The 19043-nt window shown below is 64.4% G+C and carries 15 protein-coding genes; 5 read left to right on the top strand and 10 right to left on the bottom strand.

Going from position 1 to position 19043, the window contains the following annotated elements; genetic code table 11:
* Positions 1-383 precede the first annotated feature (383 nt).
* Complete coding sequence (locus AC3WJD_RS14565) at positions 384-773, bottom strand: hypothetical protein (protein WP_492747410.1); 390 nt, start codon at positions 771-773, stop codon at positions 384-386.
* Positions 774-1373: 600 nt separating this feature from the next.
* On the opposite strand from AC3WJD_RS14565, the gene AC3WJD_RS14560 reads away from it, so the two are divergent.
* Entirely contained in the window at positions 1374-1715 is a 342-nt protein-coding gene (locus AC3WJD_RS14560; protein ID WP_492747409.1) for a hypothetical protein, read from the top strand.
* A 45-nt stretch (positions 1716-1760) separates the two neighbouring features.
* On the opposite strand, the gene AC3WJD_RS14555 is transcribed toward AC3WJD_RS14560, so the two are convergent.
* From AC3WJD_RS14555 to AC3WJD_RS14545, 3 genes are all read right to left on the bottom strand, one after another.
* Positions 1761-2930 (bottom strand): mandelate racemase/muconate lactonizing enzyme family protein, encoded by a 1170-nt coding sequence (locus AC3WJD_RS14555; protein WP_492747408.1) that lies wholly within the window; start codon positions 2928-2930, stop codon positions 1761-1763.
* A gap of 15 nt (positions 2931-2945) precedes the next feature.
* Positions 2946-3872, bottom strand: a complete 927-nt coding sequence (locus AC3WJD_RS14550; protein WP_492747407.1) for a dihydrodipicolinate synthase family protein — start codon at positions 3870-3872, stop codon at positions 2946-2948.
* A gap of 103 nt (positions 3873-3975) precedes the next feature.
* The gene (locus tag AC3WJD_RS14545) at positions 3976-4698 is read right to left on the bottom strand and encodes an IclR family transcriptional regulator (RefSeq protein ID WP_492747406.1); all 723 of its coding nucleotides are present in this window, start codon (positions 4696-4698) and stop codon (positions 3976-3978) included.
* 156 nt (positions 4699-4854) lie between these two features.
* Between AC3WJD_RS14545 and AC3WJD_RS14540 the strand changes: the two genes are divergently transcribed.
* Genes AC3WJD_RS14540 through AC3WJD_RS14530 form a run of 3 tightly spaced genes read left to right on the top strand, consistent with a single transcriptional unit; the run spans position 4855 to position 7825 of the window.
* Positions 4855-5808, top strand: coding sequence for a 2-dehydro-3-deoxygalactonokinase (locus AC3WJD_RS14540; RefSeq protein ID WP_492747405.1), 954 nt, complete (start codon positions 4855-4857; stop codon positions 5806-5808).
* A complete protein-coding gene (locus AC3WJD_RS14535) occupies positions 5805-7055 on the top strand; it encodes an MFS transporter (protein WP_492747404.1) in 1251 nt (416 codons plus the stop codon). The genes AC3WJD_RS14540 and AC3WJD_RS14535 overlap by 4 nt, the downstream gene beginning before the upstream one ends.
* Before the next feature lie 38 nt (positions 7056-7093).
* A complete protein-coding gene (locus tag AC3WJD_RS14530; RefSeq protein ID WP_492747403.1) occupies positions 7094-7825 on the top strand; it encodes an SDR family NAD(P)-dependent oxidoreductase in 732 nt (243 codons plus the stop codon).
* A gap of 48 nt (positions 7826-7873) precedes the next feature.
* Here the strand turns inward: AC3WJD_RS14530 and AC3WJD_RS14525 are convergent, their stop codons facing one another.
* From AC3WJD_RS14525 to AC3WJD_RS14500, 6 genes are all read right to left on the bottom strand, one after another.
* Positions 7874-9556, bottom strand: coding sequence for a GMC oxidoreductase (locus AC3WJD_RS14525; RefSeq protein ID WP_492747402.1), 1683 nt, complete (start codon positions 9554-9556; stop codon positions 7874-7876).
* A gap of 25 nt (positions 9557-9581) precedes the next feature.
* Positions 9582-10424: a sugar phosphate isomerase/epimerase family protein gene (locus tag AC3WJD_RS14520; RefSeq protein ID WP_492747401.1), complete on the bottom strand. Its 843-nt coding sequence runs from the start codon at positions 10422-10424 to the stop codon at positions 9582-9584.
* A complete protein-coding gene (locus AC3WJD_RS14515) occupies positions 10421-10978 on the bottom strand; it encodes a gluconate 2-dehydrogenase subunit 3 family protein (protein ID WP_492747400.1) in 558 nt (185 codons plus the stop codon). The genes AC3WJD_RS14520 and AC3WJD_RS14515 overlap by 4 nt, the downstream gene beginning before the upstream one ends.
* A complete protein-coding gene (locus tag AC3WJD_RS14510) occupies positions 10975-12312 on the bottom strand; it encodes an MFS transporter (RefSeq protein WP_492747399.1) in 1338 nt (445 codons plus the stop codon). Before AC3WJD_RS14510 ends, AC3WJD_RS14515 begins: the two co-directional genes overlap by 4 nt.
* 208 nt (positions 12313-12520) lie before the next feature.
* Positions 12521-12907, bottom strand: coding sequence for a c-type cytochrome (locus AC3WJD_RS14505; RefSeq protein WP_492747398.1), 387 nt, complete (start codon positions 12905-12907; stop codon positions 12521-12523).
* Positions 12908-12987: 80 nt separating this feature from the next.
* Positions 12988-15753 (bottom strand): TonB-dependent receptor, encoded by a 2766-nt coding sequence (locus AC3WJD_RS14500; RefSeq protein ID WP_492747397.1) that lies wholly within the window; start codon positions 15751-15753, stop codon positions 12988-12990.
* 467 nt (positions 15754-16220) lie between these two features.
* Between AC3WJD_RS14500 and AC3WJD_RS14495 the strand changes: the two genes are divergently transcribed.
* Positions 16221-19019 carry a hypothetical protein gene (locus AC3WJD_RS14495; protein WP_492747396.1) on the top strand — a complete coding sequence of 933 codons (2799 nt, stop codon included), beginning with the start codon at positions 16221-16223 and terminating at the stop codon, positions 19017-19019.
* Positions 19020-19043: the final 24 nt, after the last annotated feature.

Raw genomic sequence — 19043 nt, 5'->3', positions numbered from 1 at the left:
CAGCTGGCTCCCCATGAATCACGCATTTCGCGCCAAGGGAATCCCAAAAATCACATTTCTGCCAAAGTAGTGCTAGGTCCGGGACTCTAATTTAGCCACAGTCTGCTGGACTGTTCCGACCACTATTAGTGTCTCGGCTTCCGTGAAGTGGATTCGTGAGGCCGGGTTGCCGGATGTCGGATACGGACGAACGTATTGAACATTGTCCGCATTTACCGCGACCTGCTCACCGGTATCCAGTTCGAATGCTGCGAATCTTGCCATTGTCGAAGCGTATCAGTTGATCGGCCAATACCAAAGATATGCCGAAATCCAGGCCACGGACCTGTATATGGGAGACTCGTGAGACTGAGGATTGACGCTCGCGCGGGCCCGCCTTGAGATCAACGTCGGCGTTCATTTTCAGAGGGTGCAATCCGCCGCATGCCCATCCTCATGCGAACCATGGCGAATGCGAACACGCATGAGCCCAGAACCCCGAGGACCGTCCAGCGATGAGCGTACCGGACCTCGGGAAACAACAGGCTGATCGCCATCGGCAGGACTGCCGCCAATATCAGCGTGCTCATGATAGTGACCCATTGAGTAAAGCTGACAAAATGTTCGCTCACAGTCGCGGCGATCATGAATGCAAGTGCTGACGCCAGAAAACCGATCACCAATCCTGGCAGACCGTGGGTCGCGTCCCAAACGCCCAAATGGGAAAGCCAACGGATGACGATGGCGGTGATCGAAATCCACAGAACGGCGCTTGCAACGGCAACCGCAGCCATCCGCGGCGCCGAAGCGGAGGTGATGTCATTTGACGGTCGTAGCACTTGCCGGATCCGAGCCTTCGGTAGTCTTGAATGATCGTAGCGCCATTCGCGCCATGTTTGAACGCGTGTTTTTGACCGCAGGTAACAGCCGAGGGTACGGCTCCGCTTCGTGCGATTTCGAAAGCCGATCGGCCAGCTCCATCTCTATGCGTGGGTTCGGCGCGAAGAGCTTCCCACCGCTCCTCATCGCCCGCAACAGTCGCCGTTATCCCAAGCCGAGCGGGTGGCGACCGAGCCGATCCAGACGAAGCCACGCCGTGATCCTAGGCCTCGCCCCACTCGACGGAATCCCGAAAACGGTTCATGGTTGGGGTAATAACGCAAAGATGTATGCCATGGCTGAATCATTAGACGATCAGTTGATCGAGACGCCCGACGGCCCAATGACATGGGCCGAATGGAAAAAGAAGAACCCCGTTCAGGTGCCGTCGCGCCGAACCAAAGGCAAAATTCTACCGAACAAGGTACCACATCGAACCGGCGACACTTAGTCCGACGTCCCTTTGACCTGCTTCCGTCGGTCCCCTTGGACGACAGGATGTGTAGTCGGAAACGGTGGAAACGGCGGCGGGCCGATGGCAGCTGTCGCCCACATTTCAGACGCTGAACGCGTTGATTCTGCTGCTGCAAAGCGGACTTCCGTTCAGGGACGATGAACCGACCGATTTGTCGTGGCGAGCGGACATTGCGCTATCGCTGTTCAGCAGCTTCCTTCAACGCAATGGCCAGTACCCCGTAGATAGCACAATCATTAAGCCTTTCGGCTTCTTCTACCGCTGTCCCAAGCACTTCCTCGACGTCATCGAAGAAAACAACGCTAAGCGGGCTCTTGGCGACCACGAATACGCGCTCAAATCCCCCGAACCGCTCGATGACGACGGGATAGGGGTCAACTAGAAGATGGGTGCTGAGCGACCAACAGGCGGCACGCGACAGCGCCTCTCAGATCGCCTCGGCGTAGCGCCAGAAGACTTCACCGGGCGCGACGCCCAGACCGGGGGCTGTGGGCAGGCGATAGGCGCCGGCCTCGCAGGCGAGCGTGCCCTCGAGCAGCGCGGCGTTCCGGTCGAAGATCGAATGCTGATATTCGTGCATCGGCACGTCGAGGATCGCCGCCGATGCCTGGAGGCTCGCGGCGAGGAAGATGCCGGTGCCGATCGTCGCATGGGGGATGGTCGGGATGTGGTGTGCGCCCGCAAGCTGGGCGATGCGCATGAACTGTGTGATTCCGGTATGCCCCATTTCGGGCTGGACGATCGCAACCGCGCCGGCCGTGAGCCGCGGCTCGACATCATAGACGGTCCGCCATTCCTCGCCCGCGGCGATCGGAGTGGTCACCGAGCGAGCGACGTGCGCGAGCCCGGCCACATCCTCGGTTTTCACCGGTGCCTCCGCGAAGGCGAGGTCGTGTCGCTCTAGCCGACGGATCAGCGCCGTCGCGTCACCGCGACCGTGCATCCAGTGGAAGTCGACCATCAGCCGCGCCTCGGATCCCAGTGCCGCGCGCAGCGCTTCGAGCTCGCGGTCGAGCCCGTCCCAGCTCACGGCGGCAGCGATTTTGAACGCAGTAAAACCTTTGTCGGCGAAGCTCTTCGCCAGCGCCACCCGGTCATCGAGCGTCGCGCGCGGCAGCCCCGAAATATAGGCGGGGATCGCCTGGCGTCGCTCGCCGCCGAGCAGCTTGCGGACGGGAAGCCCGGCGATGCGGCCGCAGATATCCCACAGCGCGATGTCCACGGCGGCGACGGCGTCGAGATAGAAGCCCCCGCCATAACCCCGCACGCGCAATATGTCGTAGAGATCCTCCCACAGCACTGCGACATCGAACGGATCACGGCCGGTGACGATCGGCGCGATCAGATCATCGATGAAGGTTCCGATCACCTGCGGGGCGGTAAGGCCATAGGTCTCACCCCAGCCGACGACGCCGTCACGCGTGGTGACACGGACCACCACCGAGCGGTCCTGCGTCGGATAGATGGTGCGGTTGGACTTGCGGACGAAATAGCCGCGCGCGTTGACTTCCTCGCCGGCGCCGAGCGGCCCCAGATAGGGGGTATCGCGCGGGATCGTGACCACGAAGGCTTCGATACGTTCGATCCGGTCGTCCATCGGGCTCCCCTCCGATCAGCCGACGCGACCTTGGGCGAAGGCTTCGCCAGGCGTCAACAGGTCCGAGAGCTTGCCAAGCAGTTCGTCGAGCTCGCTCAGATCTTGCGTGTCGAGCGAAGGCCCGGGCGCGCGCACGAAGGCAGTGGCGATCAATCCGCGGCGGCGCAGAACTTCCTTGGTCAGCCGCCACCGATAGATGGCCTGCATGTTGAGCAGCGGCAGCGTTCGCTCGAACAGCCAGCGCACCCTGCTCCAGTCGCTGTCGCGATGCGCCGCGACGAGCTGAACGTGAAGGTCGGCGATTTCGACTGCGGGCATGGTGCCTACCGCGCCGCGCGCGAGCTCGTCAGTGATGTAGCGGCCGCCGGCGCCACCGAATACGCCGTCGAGCAGGCCTTCGCCCTGCTCGCGGAGCGCGGTAATGCGCTGACCGCACGGAACCGTCTCTTCCTTTACATAGCGGATGCCCGGCGCCGCGCGGACGATGTCGAGCACCGCAGCGGGCGAGAGGCCGAGGCCCATTGGCGCCGGCGCGTTCTGAAGCATGATCGGCACGTTGGCGACCGCCGAAAGCCGGCGGTAGAAGCCGGCGAGGCCTTCCATGTCGTCGGCATAGCGCGCAGGCGTCACGACCATTGCTGCGCTGGCGCCGGCGCGCGCCGCAGCGACGATCATCGCCTCGCTTTCCGCGTCGCTCTTGCCCCCCCCGCCGCAGACGAAGGCGACGCGCCCGGCTGCGCGATCACCGATCAGTGCGATCAGAAGAAGCCGCTCATCGAGGGTGAGGTGATCATATTCGCTGGCGAGGCCAGGGAAGACGACGCCGTCCACCCCGCAGCCGATCGCCCAATCGGCGACGGCGCACGTCCCGGCCTCGTCGATCACACCTTCGTCGGTGAAGATGGTCGGCAGGACAGGAAAGGCACCGGTGATCGTTGACATGTTCATCCCTTTGTGGCGCGCGCCTCCCAGACGCAGGGATGTCCAACCACACCATTGCTAATTTAGCAATAAAAATGTTTCGATTATCGCAACAGTTCCGCGATCATTCGGCGATCTTCGTGGCGGCCTCGCGCAGTGCGGTGACGATTTCGGACGTAGCCTCTTCCGGGATCCAGCCCGACATGCCGATGGCCGCGAATGCAGGGTCGGAGACGCCGATCGCTATCGTATGCCGGTCCTGGTTCTCGCCCACGCGCACGCGCGCGTATCCCTGCGCGCGCGTCTCGGTCAGGGTCTTAAGCAAGTCCCCGACCCCGCCGGGATAGCCGGGTACTTCCTCGCCTTCGTAGAGCCCGATGACATGCGCGTCGTCGAACCCGGCGAGCAACGCCACACCGATCCCGTTCTCGCTGGCCGGAAGCAGGCCGATGCGCCCCAGCGCCTGTGCAGTCTCCATCCCGGGCGGGGCGTGGAAGAGGTAGCTCACATCATGGTTCCACAGCACGCCCATCGCGATGGTGAGCTCGAAACGGCGGAGCTCCTCGAGCGCGGGCATGGCGTTCTGCACGAAGCGCGACGCAAAAAGGCTTTGTGCCGCAAGCACATGCATTCCGGGTCCCGCGGTGTACTTGCGGTTTGCGGTCTGGCGCGCAATGCCGAGATAGGCGAGCGTCTTGAGCAACCGGTTGACCCGCGTCGGGTTGAAACCGAGTTTGCGTCCGAGCTCGCGGTTCCCGATCGGCTCGGGCGATACGGCGAGCGCCTGAAGCGTGGCGATGCCATCGATGAGGCTCTGGTTGGGCTGGGCGTTGGGCTTGGGCCGCACTGTGGGCTTTCCTCTCGTTATCGCTCGCGCAACACACATGATCCATGCGACTGCCGAGCGCAATCGACTATGGCAGGCGCCGATTGACTTGTCGCTAACTTCGCAACAATGTGCCGTCAAATAGTGCCCCAAGGGCCGACGTGCGAGGAGGTATATGTGGCGGACGGACGTTTCATCGCGGGTGACTGGGGCTCGAGCTTCATGCGCCTGCATCTATGCGAGCCCGGTGAGCCCCCGCGCGTGATCGAGACCGCGAATGGTCCCGGTATCAAATTCTGCGACGATCCCGAATCCGCCTTCTTCGAAGTCGCGGGGCCGTGGATCGCGCGGGAGGGCCCCCTGCCGGTGGCCCTGGCGGGAATGGTGGGCTCGAATGTCGGCTGGGTCGACTGCCCATATGCGCCATGCCCGGCGGATCCGGACGATCTCGCGAAGCGGCTGACCCGGTTCGAGGTGCGCGGCGTGCCGATCGCGATCGTGCCGGGCCTTTCGTGCACCAATATCTTCGGCCTGCCGGACGTGATGCGTGGCGAAGAGGCGCAGGTCTTCGGCTGGCTGGCCACGTCGCCGGCCGAGGGGAGGCGCACCCTCTGCCTGCCCGGCACGCACGCCAAATGGTGCAGTGTCGAGGACGCGCGGGTCACGAGCTTCTTCACCAGCATGACGGGCGAGATGTTCGAGATGCTGGTGGCGCATAGCCTGGTCGGCCGTGGCATGACGCCGGCCCGACCGGGGAGCGCAGTTGCGGCGAACGATCCGGCGTTCGGGCGCGGGGTGCGGACCGCCCTCAGCAACAGGCGGCTTGCGTTCGAACATGCCGTGTTCTCGACGCGCAGCCTGCTCGTCACGGGCAGTTTGTCGGCCGAACAGGCACGCGCCTATCTCTCCGGACTGCTGATCGGGTGCGAGGTTCGCGACGCGATTGCCGCGTTGGCCGAGGCCGATGGGCCGGTCGATCACGTGACCCTTATCGGGGCAACGCCCCTGTGCGCGCTTTATGGCGCGGTGCTCGACCGGATGGAGATCGACCACGAGGTGGCCGATGGCCATGTCGCAAGTCTTGCCGGCCTCGCCGCGCTCGCAGCGCCCGCGCGTCGGATGCCCGCATGAGCTTGGCCGGTGCGGTGCGGCCGCGCGTGCGCTGGGCAATCCTTGCCCTGCTCTTTTTCTCGACGGTCCTCAACTATGTCGACCGCCAGACGCTCTCGATCCTGGCGACCGTGATCCAGAAGGACCTGAAGATAGACGACATCGGCTATGCGCATGTCGTCCAGCTCTTCCTGATCGCCTATACGCTCGCCTATTTCGTCGTCGGCTGGATTACCGACCGGCTCGGGTCCAAGCTCGCGCTGGCGCTATTCGTCGGATGGTGGTCGATCGCCAACATGGTGACGGGATTGGTCCACAGTGTCGGCCAGCTTGGCGCGGCGCGCTTCGCGCTGGGTCTCGGCGAGGCGGGCAATTATGTCGCCGCGCCCAAGGCGGTCTCAGAACATTATGCGCCGCACGAACGCGGCTTCGCGGTCGGGATCTATACCGCCGGCGCGATGGTCGGCGCGACGATCGCGCCGCCGCTGATCGGCTGGCTCGCGCTCAGCTATGGCTGGCGCGCGGCCTTCATTGCGACCGGCGCGCTGGGCTTCGTCTGGCTGGGGGCATGGCTCGCGCTGCGCCACGGCAGTCCGGGCGAGGTTGCAACTGGGACGGCCGCCGAAAAGCCCTCCATGCGCGTGATCCTTGCCGACAAGTCGGTGTGGGGCCTCGCGCTTGCGCGTACGGTCACCGATCCGGTCTGGTATTTCTATCTCTTCTGGTTCCCCAAATATCTGGGCGACGCACGCGGCCTGCCGCTTGCCACGATCGCTGCGACCGCGTGGATCGTCTACCTCGCGGCCGACGTCGGCAGCATAGGCGGCGGACTCCTCTCGGGTCGCTACGTTCGTCGCGGCAAGGCGCCCATCGCCTCCCGCCTCAGAGTGATGGCGATGGGCGCCGGCATGGCGCCGCTAGGCGCGCTGATCGCGTTCCAGCCGTCGCTGCCCCTCACCTATGCGCTTGCCGCGATCGTCGCACTTTCGCACATGCTGTTCTTGGGCAATCTGACCACGCTCGCTGTGGACCGCTTTCCACAGGCGCGCGTTGCGACGATCTTCGGCCTGATTGCGGCGGGGAGCGGGATCGGGGGCATCGTCTCGACCCAACTCGTCGGGGCCTTCGCCGCGACGCGCGACTATGCCACCGTCTTCCTCGTGATGGCAGCGCTCCACCCGATCGGCTGGCTAATCGCCCGCGCCACCGCCGGCAAGACGGTGGAGGCAGGCGACGCTGTTGGCCGCCTACAATCGAGCGGTGCTTAACGTGGCCTGCGGCGGCAGTTTAAACCTGGAGAATGACGATGCGGCTTGACGGAGAGATTGCCGTGGTGACCGGCGCTGCTGGCGGCATCGGTGCCGCTGTATGCGAGCGCTTCATTGCTGCGGGAGCCCGCGTGGCCGCGTTCGACCTTCACGCACCCGCGATCGGCGACGCGGCGATCGCGTGCAACCTGGCCGACGATGACGCGGTCGCCGTCGCGGCTGATGGGATCCGCTCCCAGCTGGGCGCGCCGACGATCGTCGTCCATGCCGCTGCGACCACCGAGTTCGCGGGCACACTGCAATCGTCGTCGAACGCTTTCCTGCGTGTCTATGACGTGAACGTCGGCGGCGCGCTACGGCTCGTGCAGGCCTTTGCGCCCGACATGCAGCGGGCAGGGAAGGGCGTGTTCACCTTCGTCTCCTCGATCAACGCGCGAATGGGAGCGCCCGGCCTCGCCGCCTATGCCGCGTCCAAGGGCGCGCTTGAGACTTTCCTGAAGACATTCGCGCTCGAAGTCGCCGAGAGTGGCATCCGCGCCAACGGAGTCGCGCCGGCGTCGGTCGACACACCGATGCTGCGCGCATCGTTCGACCGCGCCCCCGATCCTGCCGCCGCCCGCGCTGCGAACGTGCTCAGGCATCCGCTGGGACGTCTCGGCAGTGCCGATGAGGTGGCCGACCTCATCCTCTTTCTGTCCTCCGATGCCGCCGCCTGGATCACCGGGACAGTTGTGGGAATCGACGGCGGAGCGGGCATCACGCGGCGATGATCGATCGCGCTCGTAATTAGTGTAACCGGCTTCCCGCCAGGGGAGCGCTCAGATGGCGCCCGCCCGCAGCTGCTTGACCGCGTGATCGGCCGCCCGCGCGGTCAACGCCATGAAAGTAAGCGACGGGTTCACGCACGATACCGATGCCATCTGCGCGCCGTCGGTCACGAACAGGTTGGTGGCGTCGTGGGCCTGGCTCCATCGGTTGAGGACCGACTGCCGCGGATCGGCGCCCATGCGCGCGCCGCCCATTTCATGGATCGCGTCGCCGGGCACATGCTCCTTGCGTTCGCTCGTCACGTTGACGAGCCCGGCCCGCCTCAGCATCGCTTCGCCTTCCATCCGGGCATCGCTCATCATGTTGAGTTCGTTGTCGCGAAAGGTGACGTCAAAGCGCATTAGCGGAATGCCGAAGCGGTCGACCTTGTCCGGGTGCAGCGATACGCGATTGTCCTCATAGGGCAGGCACTCGCCGAACGCGCCCATGGCGAACTTCCAGGGCCCGTATTGCCGCATCGCGTGCTTCATATCAGCACCGAAGCCCTTGGGCTCTGCCGGGGCCCGATAGGCGCTGCCCTGAAAGCCATAGCCGCGTCTGAAGCCGACGCCCTCTTCGCCCCCCACGTTGCGGAACCGCGGAATATAGACCGCACCCGGGCGTCGGCCATATTCGATATATTCCTTCATCCCCGGAATCTCACCCAAGATGCGGACGCGCAGGATATGATCCATGACATAGCGGCCAAGCGTGCCGCTCGCGTCGAAGTGGCTGCGCCCGCTGCCTTCGGGGCGCGAGTTCATCAAAATCTGGGTCGAGGCCATTGCCGAGGCGCACAGGAAGACCAGCCGCGCCGGAATGATTTCTGCCTGACCGGTATTGGCGTCGATGACGCGCACGCCCGTCACCCGCTTGCGCGCGGCATCATATTCGAGGTTGCTGACCACCGCATCGGAGCGGAGCGTCAGCCGGCCCGTTGCGCGCGCGGCGGGCAATGTCACCGCCTGCGTCGAGAAATAGGCGCCGAACGAACAGCCCCGGCCGCACTGGTTGCGGAACTGGCATTTCGACCGGCCCTGATCGGGCTTGTCCTCGGTCATGTTCGAAAGGCGCGTGTGAATGAGCTTGCGGCCGGGCGAGGTCGCCTCGAGCTGCTTCTTCACCCATTTCTCCGCGATGTTCATTGGCATCGGCGGCTGGAATTCGCTGTCGGGCAGTTGCGGCAGGTTTTCGCGCGAGCCCGACACGCCGATATATTTCTCGACATAGCTGTACCAGCGCGCGAGGTCATCATAGCGGATCGGCCAGTCGATCCCGACATTTTCGCGCTTGTTCGCCTCGAAATCCTCAGGCGCCCAGCGGAACGACCAGCGTCCCCAGATCAGCGACTTGCCGCCCACCGCGCCGGGGCGGATCCAGTAGAATTTCTCGCCCTCATCATAGGCGTAGGGATTGAGCCGGTCGTTGTTGTAGAATTTCTGACCGCCGGGCGAAACATAGCCGTGGCGCGCAATGAAATAGTCCTTTTCCATGAGCTGCCTGGGCATCATGTTGCGCGCGGGGATCTCGAACGGCGCCTTGCCGTCATAATCGTAATTCTCGCCATGCTCGACCATCACGCCGCGGTCGAGCATCAGCACGCGCAGCCCCTTTTCGGTGAGTTCCTTTGCTGCCCAGCCACCGCTCACGCCCGAGCCGATGACGATCGCGTCGAATTGGTCCGTCGCTGCCATTGCAATAGATTCCTTCTTGATCGTTTCAGGCGCGAAGCCGGCTGAGTGCTGCAAAGCTGGTGGTGATGTCGGGCAGATAGGGTGCGGGCGACTGGTCGTTCTCGACGTAGAAATGCCGCACGCCAGCAACGTCGTTCAGCGAGAAGATGTCGGCGAAGTCGATGACGCCCTTGCCGACGCTGGTCATCGCGCCGTCCGCGGTCATGTCCTTCACGTGATAAGCGTAAATCTGACCGAGGAGGCGGCGGATCAGCGCCTTGGGATCCTCGCCCGCCTTGACCGCCCAGAACAGGTCGAGCTCGATCTTCACCAGCGCCGGGTCACGTTCGGCGACCAGCATGTCGAACAGGCTCTGGTCGCCCGCCTTTTGCGTGAATTCGAAATCATGATTGTGATAGGCGAAGCCCAACCCCGCCTTTTTCAGCCGCTCGCCGAAGCGATTGAAGTCGGCGACGGCGGGACGCCACGCCGCGCCATTGCGGAACCGCTCCTCCATCCCGGGCAGGACGATCGTGTCCGCGCCGAGCGCGCGCGCCATGGCGAGCGACGCGTCGAACTGGTTGGCGAGCGCATCATAGCCGATATGGATGGACGGGGCCTTCAGGCCGAGCCGATCCATCGTCCGACGAAGCAGCGCATGGTCCATCCTGTCATAGCCGCCGCCGCCGAACTCGACCTCGCGATAGCCGATCGCGGCGACCTTCTCGAGCGTCGCTACGGGATCGGCGGCGAACAGTTCGCGCAGCGTGTAGAGCTGCAATCCGATGGGCGGCGCACCGGATTTCGGCCTCCCCTGCAGCGGGCCGAGTGCAAATGCGGTCGCCAGTGCGGCGCCGCCACTGAGAATTTGCCGTCGCGTGGTCATCATGACGAATAGACCTTGTTGACGTTGGAATAGAGGAAGGCGCCGTCGTACCGGCCGGGAACCGGGACATATTCGCGCTCCTGCGTCATGCCGATTTCCGAGGTGTAGTAGCCGGTGATAACGAGCTGGCGGAACTTCTCGAAGAAGTCCGCACCGCCCGGGAATTTGTTGTCCATCGCGAGCGTCAGCAAGGCGTCCTGCTGTTCGGGCGTCGCCTTGTCGGCGGCGACCGCATAGTCGCGGCGGCTGCACGCATCGATCGCATAAAGGCCCGCGAGGATCGGCACCCTGTCCTCGGGCAGCGCCCAGTCGGCGAGCAGCTTTTCGATGAACTGCGGAACCCCGGCTGCAATCGCCCCCGGCGTGTCGGTCGTCGGAATCACGCGCTCGCTCAGCGCGGTGACCAGCGCGCGCTGCGCGGCCGTGAACACCGCGGCACCTGGCGGGCCGTCGGTGATCGCAGGCACCCCCTCCGCGGCGCGCGCGATCGGCGCGAACAGCGTGGATCCGAACATGGCAACGATGCCCGCCATCGCATCCCTGCGGTCGATGTTCATCGCGCGCCCTCCGTTGCGTCCTGATTCAGCGCTGCCTCCGGGGCGGCGGCGGCCGGGCGCGCCCTGCGCCGTTCATTGAGCCACATCAGCCCGAAGTTCACGAGAAGCACGAGCGGGACGATCGCAAGCCGCTGGAACGACAGCGAGGCGGCGGCGTCTTCGACACCGCGCAGTGCTTCGTCCGACAGCTGCTCGAAAGCGGCGGGGCCGCCGGCAAATTCGACCTTGGCGGCATCGAACATCGCGCCGAGGCGCGGCAGCACGAAGAAGCTCGACAGCGCGCCCGCCGAACCGACGAGCCCAAGGGCCCAGGCGCCGCCCTTCGGATAGCGCTCGGCGACCGAGGCGAGCATGGTCGGCCACATCGCGCAGACGCCGAGGCCCCAGACGGTCGAAGCCGCGATCGCCGCGACCGGCGACTGCGCGCGCGACAGCAGGAACAGGCCGATCGCCGCGAGCAGGCTCGAAACCCAGAGCAAGCCCGGATTGGACAGATAGCCCGCGAGGCGGCCGGCGAAGTGCCGGAAGACGAACATGAGCGCGCTGACATAGACGAGGAGCAGGATCCCGCGCATGCCAACGCGGTTCGAGAGTGCCACGTCGATCCACTGACCCGGCGCCAGCTCGGACGCCGCGGTCAGGAACATCGCGATGAACCAGATGAAGAAGCTCGGCCGGCGGAAGACCTCGCCGATCATCTCGCCGAAGCCGGCGCCGCTCTCGCTGCGCAGCGGCGGCGGGAAGCTCGTCGACGCCGCGATCACGACGATCAGGGCCGCGGGCACGAACACCAGCGCCATGATCCCCTGCCATGGGAGTGCCGAGGAAAGGAAGAAGCCCGCCAGGCCGCCGACGATGAGTCCCCCGGGATACCAGGCGTGCAGCACGTTGAGGCGGTGCGTCGTATCCTGCGGATAGAGCTGGGCGGTCAGTGGGTTGATCGAGGCCTCGGCGAGGCCCCAGCCGATCCCGCTGAGCAGCATCCCCGTCCACACCAGCGTGTAGATCGACGTGCCGCTGGCGATCGCCCCCGCGCCCACGATCAGGCCGGTACCGAGGACAAAGCACAGGCCGCAGCCGACGAGCATCCGGCGCATGCCGATCTGATCGAGGAAGGCGCTGGTGACGAACAGCGTGATCGCGAAACCGAGGAACGCCGAACCCAGCGCCGCGCCGATCAGCTCACCCGCCCCGATCGGGTCGATCGGATCGATCCACTCAGCCTTGAGGCTGCTCGCGATCGCCGCGCGGATCGCGGCGCTGGCAGCGGCGGTGAACAGCGCGAGCACCGCCAGCCAGAACAATCGGCTCTTGTTGACCCCTTTTGCTTCCACGCCGTCCCCTCCTACTATGTTTCGTTATGCGGCACGTTGCTCAGTCGAGACCGAGCAGCCTCCGGTTGAGCGCCGGATCGCTGCCGGCGGCGAAGTCGTCGAACGCGCGCTCGGGCCGGCGGATCATGTGCGCTGCGCCGCATCTCCCATGAACTGCACGAGGAAGATTGCGGGGCCTTTCATCGAATGCCTCCTGCCAAAGGACGGCTCACTTCGCGGTCTCGACCTTGAGCCACGCGATCAACGCCTTGCGCTTTGCCGGATCAGTGACACGCACCACCATGCGTGTGCCCGGCACCTTCTGGGTCGGCGCGGCCAGATACTGGTCAAGCGTCGCATCGCTCCAGCGGATCTTCGAGGCCTTCAGCGCGGGGCTGTAGTTGTTGAAGCCCGGCGCCGAGCCTGCCTGCCGTCCGAACAACCGGTGGAGGTTAGGACCCATTGCGCTGCTGGCGCCGGCCTTGACCGCATGGCAGGCCCGGCATTGGGCGAAGGTCAGCGCACCCGGATCGGGAGCGGCCTGTGTCGCTGACTGCGGCGCCAGCGCGAGTGCGATCAATGCCGCCGTCGGCAACCATCCGAACAAAAATTTCATTATCCACTCCGGCCTGGAAACGATCGGTCGCCGCGTGTAACCGTTGCCGCCGGCCCTCCGGGAACGCCGCGGCATAGGGGTCACTTGCCGAAGCGTACCCGGAGCCCGGCGGTGAAGGTGCGCCCGCCCAGACGATAGGTCTGCGTGGCCTCCTCGAAAACGCCGTAGCGGCGTACCGGCTCATTGGTGAGGTTGCTCGCCTCGAAGTAGATCTGGTACGCCTTGGTTAGGTCGAAGCGCAGTGATGCCGAAAGACTGCTGAACGGCTTGTAGAAAATGCCGCTGCCGCCCGCGCCGAGGCCATAGAGATACTTGCTCCGCCAGTTCCACGCCAGGCGCGCCTGGAATGGTCCCGCTTCGTAGAAGCCCGCCAGGTTGGCATTGTATTTGGAGAGGCCGGGGATCGGCAGATCCTCGTCGGTTCGCTCGTCTTCGATCCCCGTGCTGCTCTCGATGTAGGAGAAGGTGCCATTGACGCCGAAACCGCTCAGAGCGCCCGGAAGGAAGCTTAGCGGCTGGCTGATCTGCGCCTCGAGCCCCTTGATCTCGCCGCCCTGGCCGTTGACCGTCCGCGTCACACGAAAGGTGCCTTCGGGGAACTGCACGGGATCGGGCGTGAAGCCGGGGATCACTTCGTTGAACATGGCCTGGTAGAGGAAAGTCTCCACGTCCTTGTAGAAGAGCGCGACCGAATAGATCGCGCCACGTGACGGATAATATTCGAGCGACGCGTCGAGCTGGTTCACACGGAAGGGCTGGAGCTCGGGATTGCCCACCGAGGCGGTCCCCGACGCCTCGGCAACCGAGAAGGACGGTGTCAGCGCGGCGGTATCGGCACGCGACATGACGCGCGCGGCGCCGAAGCGCAGCAGCGTCCTGGAATCGAGTTCGAAGCGCAGCGCTGCGCTGGGCAGCCAGTCGTCGTAGCGGACCTTGACGTTGTTCGGCCGGATATTGCCGGGGTTCGCGCGGCTGCCTGCCCACCCGAATGCATCGACGCCGTTGCTCACATAGCGCAGACCGACATTGCCGGTGAACGGCGTGCCCAGCAGCTCGGACTGGAAGTTGGCCTGACCGTAGGCGGCGTAGGTCGGCTCCTCGAGCCGGAACGACGTGAGGGGATCATAGAGCTCCGGTTTGCAGGTCTTGACGATGGCCTCGCACGCGAATTTCGAGGTGCCGAGCGGTACGCCGACGACGAAGGCGCGCGGGAAGTTGCCCGAGGCGCCCTTGAGCAGGTCCGGGTAGACAGCGAGTCGCCAGTTGCCGGGGAAATTGGTAATGGGCGTCGATGCGATCGTGAAGATCGACTGGTCGCGATAGCTGTCGCGTTCCGAATCCACCTGGCTGAAGCGGAAGCCAGCCTGCAGGCTGCTGATGAAGCCGCCATCCAACTCGTAGGTCGCGTCGATCCGCGCCGACTTCTCCTTCGAGCGATAAAGCGAGAGATTGTCGAACGAGGTGCGGAAGCCGAAGTTCGCGGGATTTGTGAGGTCGAGATTGGCGGGGAAGCTGATCGACGGCACGTTGGTGCCGCGGAAGTCGAACGCGATCAGCTGCGTCGTCTTGGTGTCGGCGCGCAGATAGGACTGGGTATAGTCCTGGCTCGCCTCGGTATAGGCGAATTCGGCCGCGACCTTGAGCCGATCGGTGGCGTCCCAGCGGCCGCCCACCGCACCCGAATAGATGTCGGTCGGAAGCTTGATGACCTCGCCATTGCCCTGAAGGGTCGCGCGGATCGTCCCCGCGATCAAATTCTCGTTCTCGGAGACCGTGACCGCGGTGTAGCTGTTGCCGGTCGGCGAAAGCGGGATCGACAGCCAGTTGCGGTCGCGAAGGGTGTTCGCATGCGCGTAGAGGAAGTCGGCATAGGCGGTGAAGCGCGATGACGGCGTCCAGTTGAGCCCGGCGGTCACGCCCAACTTCTCGCGCTCCTCCTCCAGCACCTGGTAGCGGATATCGTTATACCAGTAGATCGGCGAACCGTCGCCGTTCGGATCGAAATTGATGCCGGCCGGGTTGTTGTTGAAGCGGGCGTCGAACGGGCGCCAGCCGGCGAAGCTGTCGGTGGCATCGTTGCGGATGTTCAGCTTCTGATAGTTGACGCCCAGCGTCACCCCCAGTGTGCCGTCGAACAGCGACGCTGCGATCAAGCCGGTCATCCGGCCCGAGAGCTTGTCCGCAGTTTCCTTGTACACGCCCTCGACCGATCCGCCGATGAAGAAGGGGCGGTCGGGCGTGGGGCGACGGGTGAGGATGTTGACCGTGCCACCGATCGATCCTTCGACCTGCGATGCGGCGGGCAGCTTGGTCACGTCGAGTCGCGAGACCAGTTCCGACGGGATCAGCGTCATGACGCTGTACGCGCCTTCGTCGGGGCCATCGGCGCCCCGGCCATAGGGGCTGACCAGAGTGCGGCCGTTGAACTCGAGCCGGTTCTGGCGAAGGCCGCGGATCGAGATGTCCTTGGCCTCGTCGATGCCCTGGTCGACCTGCACGCCCGAGACGCGCGACAGCGATTCGGCGACGTTGCGGTCGGGAAGCTTGCCGATGTCCTCGGCTACGATCGAATCGACGATCTGGTTCGAATTGCGCTTGATGTCGATGCCCTGGGCAAGGCTCTCGCGAATGCCTGTGACGACGATATCCTGGATGTCCTGGTCCGCCGCGGTCGCGTCGATCTGCGTCTGGGATTCACCCGGCTTCTGGGATTCCCCCGGCTTCCGGGTTTCGCCCTGCGTCTGCGCCGCAGCCCCGCCCTGCGCGGCCTGCGCATAACAGAACGTCGAAGTGGAACTCAACGCCACGCCCAAGAACCCAAGGGCGATATTTCGGCCAACGGTCATTCAACAGCCTCCCCGATGGTGGCAGTTCACTCTGCCAGCTCGATCTGCACAGTGTTGCTAATTTAGCTATCTGTCAATCATGATCGTCGAGACGACTCGATTTCTGAAGACTGGCCGTCGCCTAACATACTGCTTTGCTCCACCGCCATATTCTTATTTAATGGGTGTCGATCAAGCAGGGCGCAGCGCATGGCTGATCGCGTTGACAATCGCCTGATGTGACTACTATAGCACTCTTCTGGAGAGCTTAAATGCCAACGATCTTGAGGAGCCTGGTTGCAGCCCTGTTGCTGCCGGCGACCATCGGTACAGCCTGGGCGGCCGAGGGCGAGACCGTTTGGACGCTCGCTTCTCCGAGCGCACGGCTGAGCATCTACGTCCGCCGGGCATCCTCGGGCGATCTTGCCTATCGCGTCAATGCCAAAGCGACGCGAGGCTCAACGAACAAATCGGAGAGGTAAAAACCCATGCGTACCCTGCACCTGGCGACGCTGCTCACTGCCACGACAATGCTGTGCCCGGCCGCGGAGGCGAAGGAAACCTACCGGCTCAGGCTACTTGCCGACCGCAGCGTCGAGGTGTCGCACGAAGGGGCCACGCGGCGGCTTGAGCCGGTGTTCACGCTCGTCGTATCCGATGCCGACCCCAAGTACCGCTTCAGCAGCTCGCTCAACAATGCGAGCTTCGCCGAAGGCTATGCGCTGCCGATGTGGAACAAGCCGGGCTCGACCGAGAAGACCGACGTGATGTTCGATGCCGGGCGGACGATCACCCTGCGCGCTTCAGGCGCGAGCGAGCGCGATGGGACGATCAGCTGGAGCTTTGGGTCGGTCGAGCAGGGTTCGCTCAGCGCGACGCTCGCCGCGCCGGCCGACGGATCGGAGCCAATGCTGCGCTTCGTATTCACCCCCAGCCGCCGCGGCTGGTACAGCATCGGCTATACCGGCGCCCCGGCGATCGCCCAGGCAAAGGCCGAGCGCATCCACCAGCCGCTCGTCTGGCAGGAAAGGCGCTTCCCGCGCGCGCCACTGCTCTCCACCGAGAGCATGGGCGGCCTCCCCTTCACCTTCCATGTCGAGCGCGGGGTTCTGAACGGCATCGCTCCAGATGCGTCGGAAAGCCCGTTCCGCCTACCGGTGAAGGAGAATTCACGCTTCGGCGTGATGCTGCGTAACCAGCAGGGCCTGGCCCAGCCGGCGGTGTTCGCCCCTGTCCTTGGCGGAGCAGGATCGATGATGGAGGCAGGCAAGCCCTTCGCATTCACGGCGCGCGTGATTCTCAGCCGCCGGAATTGGTACGAGACCTATCGCCACGTCGCGACCGACCTCTACGGCTTCCGCGACCGGCGCGAGAGCCGCAGGACATCGCTCAACGAGACGATCGACAATATGGTCGATTTCGCGATGAACGATACCTATTCGGGCTGGAACGCGGATCTGAAGGGCTTTGACTATCGCGCCGATGTGCCGGGCACGGTCAAGGTCGTTTCGGCGCTGCACCCACTGGGCACGGCATTGATCCGCGATGATCCCGAGATCTATCGCCGTCGCGCTCTGCCGGTCGCCGAATATATGCTGTCGCGCGAGAAATTCCTGTTCGCGCTCAATCCTGGCGAGACCAAGCAGTCGCCGTCGCATCGCATGGCGGGGCCAACCGGCGAGGTCTCCGAGATGGTGGCGCTCGACCAGATGTTCCGCGGGCGCAGCCCGGTGTTCGGCGCCGCGGCTCTCGATATGGCCGGCAAGCACCGCCAGCTCAACCAGACACTGGTGAGCGAGGGCGGCACCTTCGCCGAACGCCTTGCGCTCTACCGACTGACGGGCGATGCGAAGTTTCTGAAGGAGGCACGCGCCAAGGCCGATGCCTATATCCAGTCCCGGATCGCGACGCCGCAGACCGACTTCTCCGACGTGCGGCTCGAAATTTCGTCCTACGGCGCGTCGGGCGGGCAGTTCTGGTCGGATTATGCGCCGCGCTGGGTCGACCTGTTCGAGCTCTATGAGGAGACGAAGGACAAGCGCTATCTCAACGCCGCGGTCGAAGGCGCGCAGCTCTACGCAACCTATGCGTGGCTCTATCCCAGGATTCCCGATGGCAATGTAACGGTGGACGAAAAGGGCGCGCCACTAGGCGAGGCCAACGGCTTCACCGCTCCAAAGCACAGTCCGATTGACTCGCCGAAGCAGGTCGTGCCCGCGTGGGAGCTGTCGCAAATCGGGCTCACGCCCGAGGCTGCCAACACCCATGCCTACAATCAGGCGGTGCTGCTTGCGATGTACGCGCCTTATTTCCTGCGGGTGGCGGACGCATCCGGCGATCCGTTCCTCAGGGGCATCGCGCGCTCGGCGGTGATAGGCCGCTACGCCAACTTTCCCACCTATTCCTACGTCAGCGCCTTCTCCGCAGCCTTCCAGCGCCGGGATTATCCGCTGCGTCCCTTCGAAAAATTCACCTATTCGCACATGTATTACAACCATGTGTGGCCGCACATCGCGATGCTCTACGATTATCTCGTCTCGGACTTCGAGACCAAAAGCGGCGGCGCCATCACATTCCCTTCGCGCTACGCCGAAGGCTATGCCTATCTGAAAGCCAAGGTCTATGGCGACCGGCCCGGGCGGATGTACGGCCACGAGGCGCGGCTGTGGATGCCCACGGGCGTACTGAAGGTCGATTCTCCCGCGGTGAGCTATCTGACGGGCTATGGTCCGGACGGCCTTCTCATTGCGCTCACGAACGAAAGCGCGGCGCCGGTCACCGCGCGAATCCGCATCGACACTGACCGGGTGCCTCTGGAAGCGGGGCGGCCGTACAGCGCACTGATTTCCGATGGCGCAGCCGCTCGCGAAGCCACGGTAATGGACGGCGTATTCAGCGCGTCCGTAGCGCCGGGCAAGGTGACGTTCGTCCGAATTCCCGATGCGCACCCGTACACGCGACTGCAGCGCGACTATTTCGCACAGGAGCAGCTGGCGTCCAGAGAGAGTTTCGAACGGATCGAAACGCCAGTCGGCAGCGTCAGCTCCATGCTGCTAAAGCTCACCCCGAGCGCCACCAGCGCATTCGTCTGGCTGAGCGGCGATGACCGTCAAATTCGCCGCGCCACGCTCCGGATGCCGGGTGGAAAGGAGATCACCGACGCGCGATATCCGTTCGAGTTCAGCGCACCGCTCGACATCGGCACGGAACCGATCTCGTTGGAACTGCGCGTCGAGCACCAAGACGGATCGACCTACAGCGTGCCGACGATAAAGCTCCGGCCCTGACCGCTTAGCGAGGAAGTCGGCGGC

The organism is Sphingobium sp. FW306-1B-F04DB (assembly GCF_058781925.1).
This window is presented reverse-complemented; position numbering and strand designations above follow the sequence as displayed.

What these genes read in the sequence shown, in the direction of transcription:
- AC3WJD_RS14535 (WP_492747404.1), top strand. Translation starts at nt 5,805, where the DNA reads ATGAGCTTGGCCGGTGCGGTGCGGCCGCGCGTGCGCTGGGCAATCCTT.
- AC3WJD_RS14555 (WP_492747408.1), bottom strand. Translation starts at nt 2,930, where the DNA reads ATGGACGACCGGATCGAACGTATCGAAGCCTTCGTGGTCACGATCCCG.
- AC3WJD_RS14500 (WP_492747397.1), bottom strand. Translation starts at nt 15,753, where the DNA reads ATGACCGTTGGCCGAAATATCGCCCTTGGGTTCTTGGGCGTGGCGTTG.
- AC3WJD_RS14515 (WP_492747400.1), bottom strand. Translation starts at nt 10,978, where the DNA reads ATGAACATCGACCGCAGGGATGCGATGGCGGGCATCGTTGCCATGTTC.
- AC3WJD_RS14530 (WP_492747403.1), top strand. Translation starts at nt 7,094, where the DNA reads ATGCGGCTTGACGGAGAGATTGCCGTGGTGACCGGCGCTGCTGGCGGC.
- AC3WJD_RS14520 (WP_492747401.1), bottom strand. Translation starts at nt 10,424, where the DNA reads ATGATGACCACGCGACGGCAAATTCTCAGTGGCGGCGCCGCACTGGCG.
- AC3WJD_RS14565 (WP_492747410.1), bottom strand. Translation starts at nt 773, where the DNA reads ATGGCTGCGGTTGCCGTTGCAAGCGCCGTTCTGTGGATTTCGATCACC.
- AC3WJD_RS14525 (WP_492747402.1), bottom strand. Translation starts at nt 9,556, where the DNA reads ATGGCAGCGACGGACCAATTCGACGCGATCGTCATCGGCTCGGGCGTG.
- AC3WJD_RS14550 (WP_492747407.1), bottom strand. Translation starts at nt 3,872, where the DNA reads ATGTCAACGATCACCGGTGCCTTTCCTGTCCTGCCGACCATCTTCACC.
- AC3WJD_RS14495 (WP_492747396.1), top strand. Translation starts at nt 16,221, where the DNA reads ATGCGTACCCTGCACCTGGCGACGCTGCTCACTGCCACGACAATGCTG.
- AC3WJD_RS14505 (WP_492747398.1), bottom strand. Translation starts at nt 12,907, where the DNA reads ATGAAATTTTTGTTCGGATGGTTGCCGACGGCGGCATTGATCGCACTC.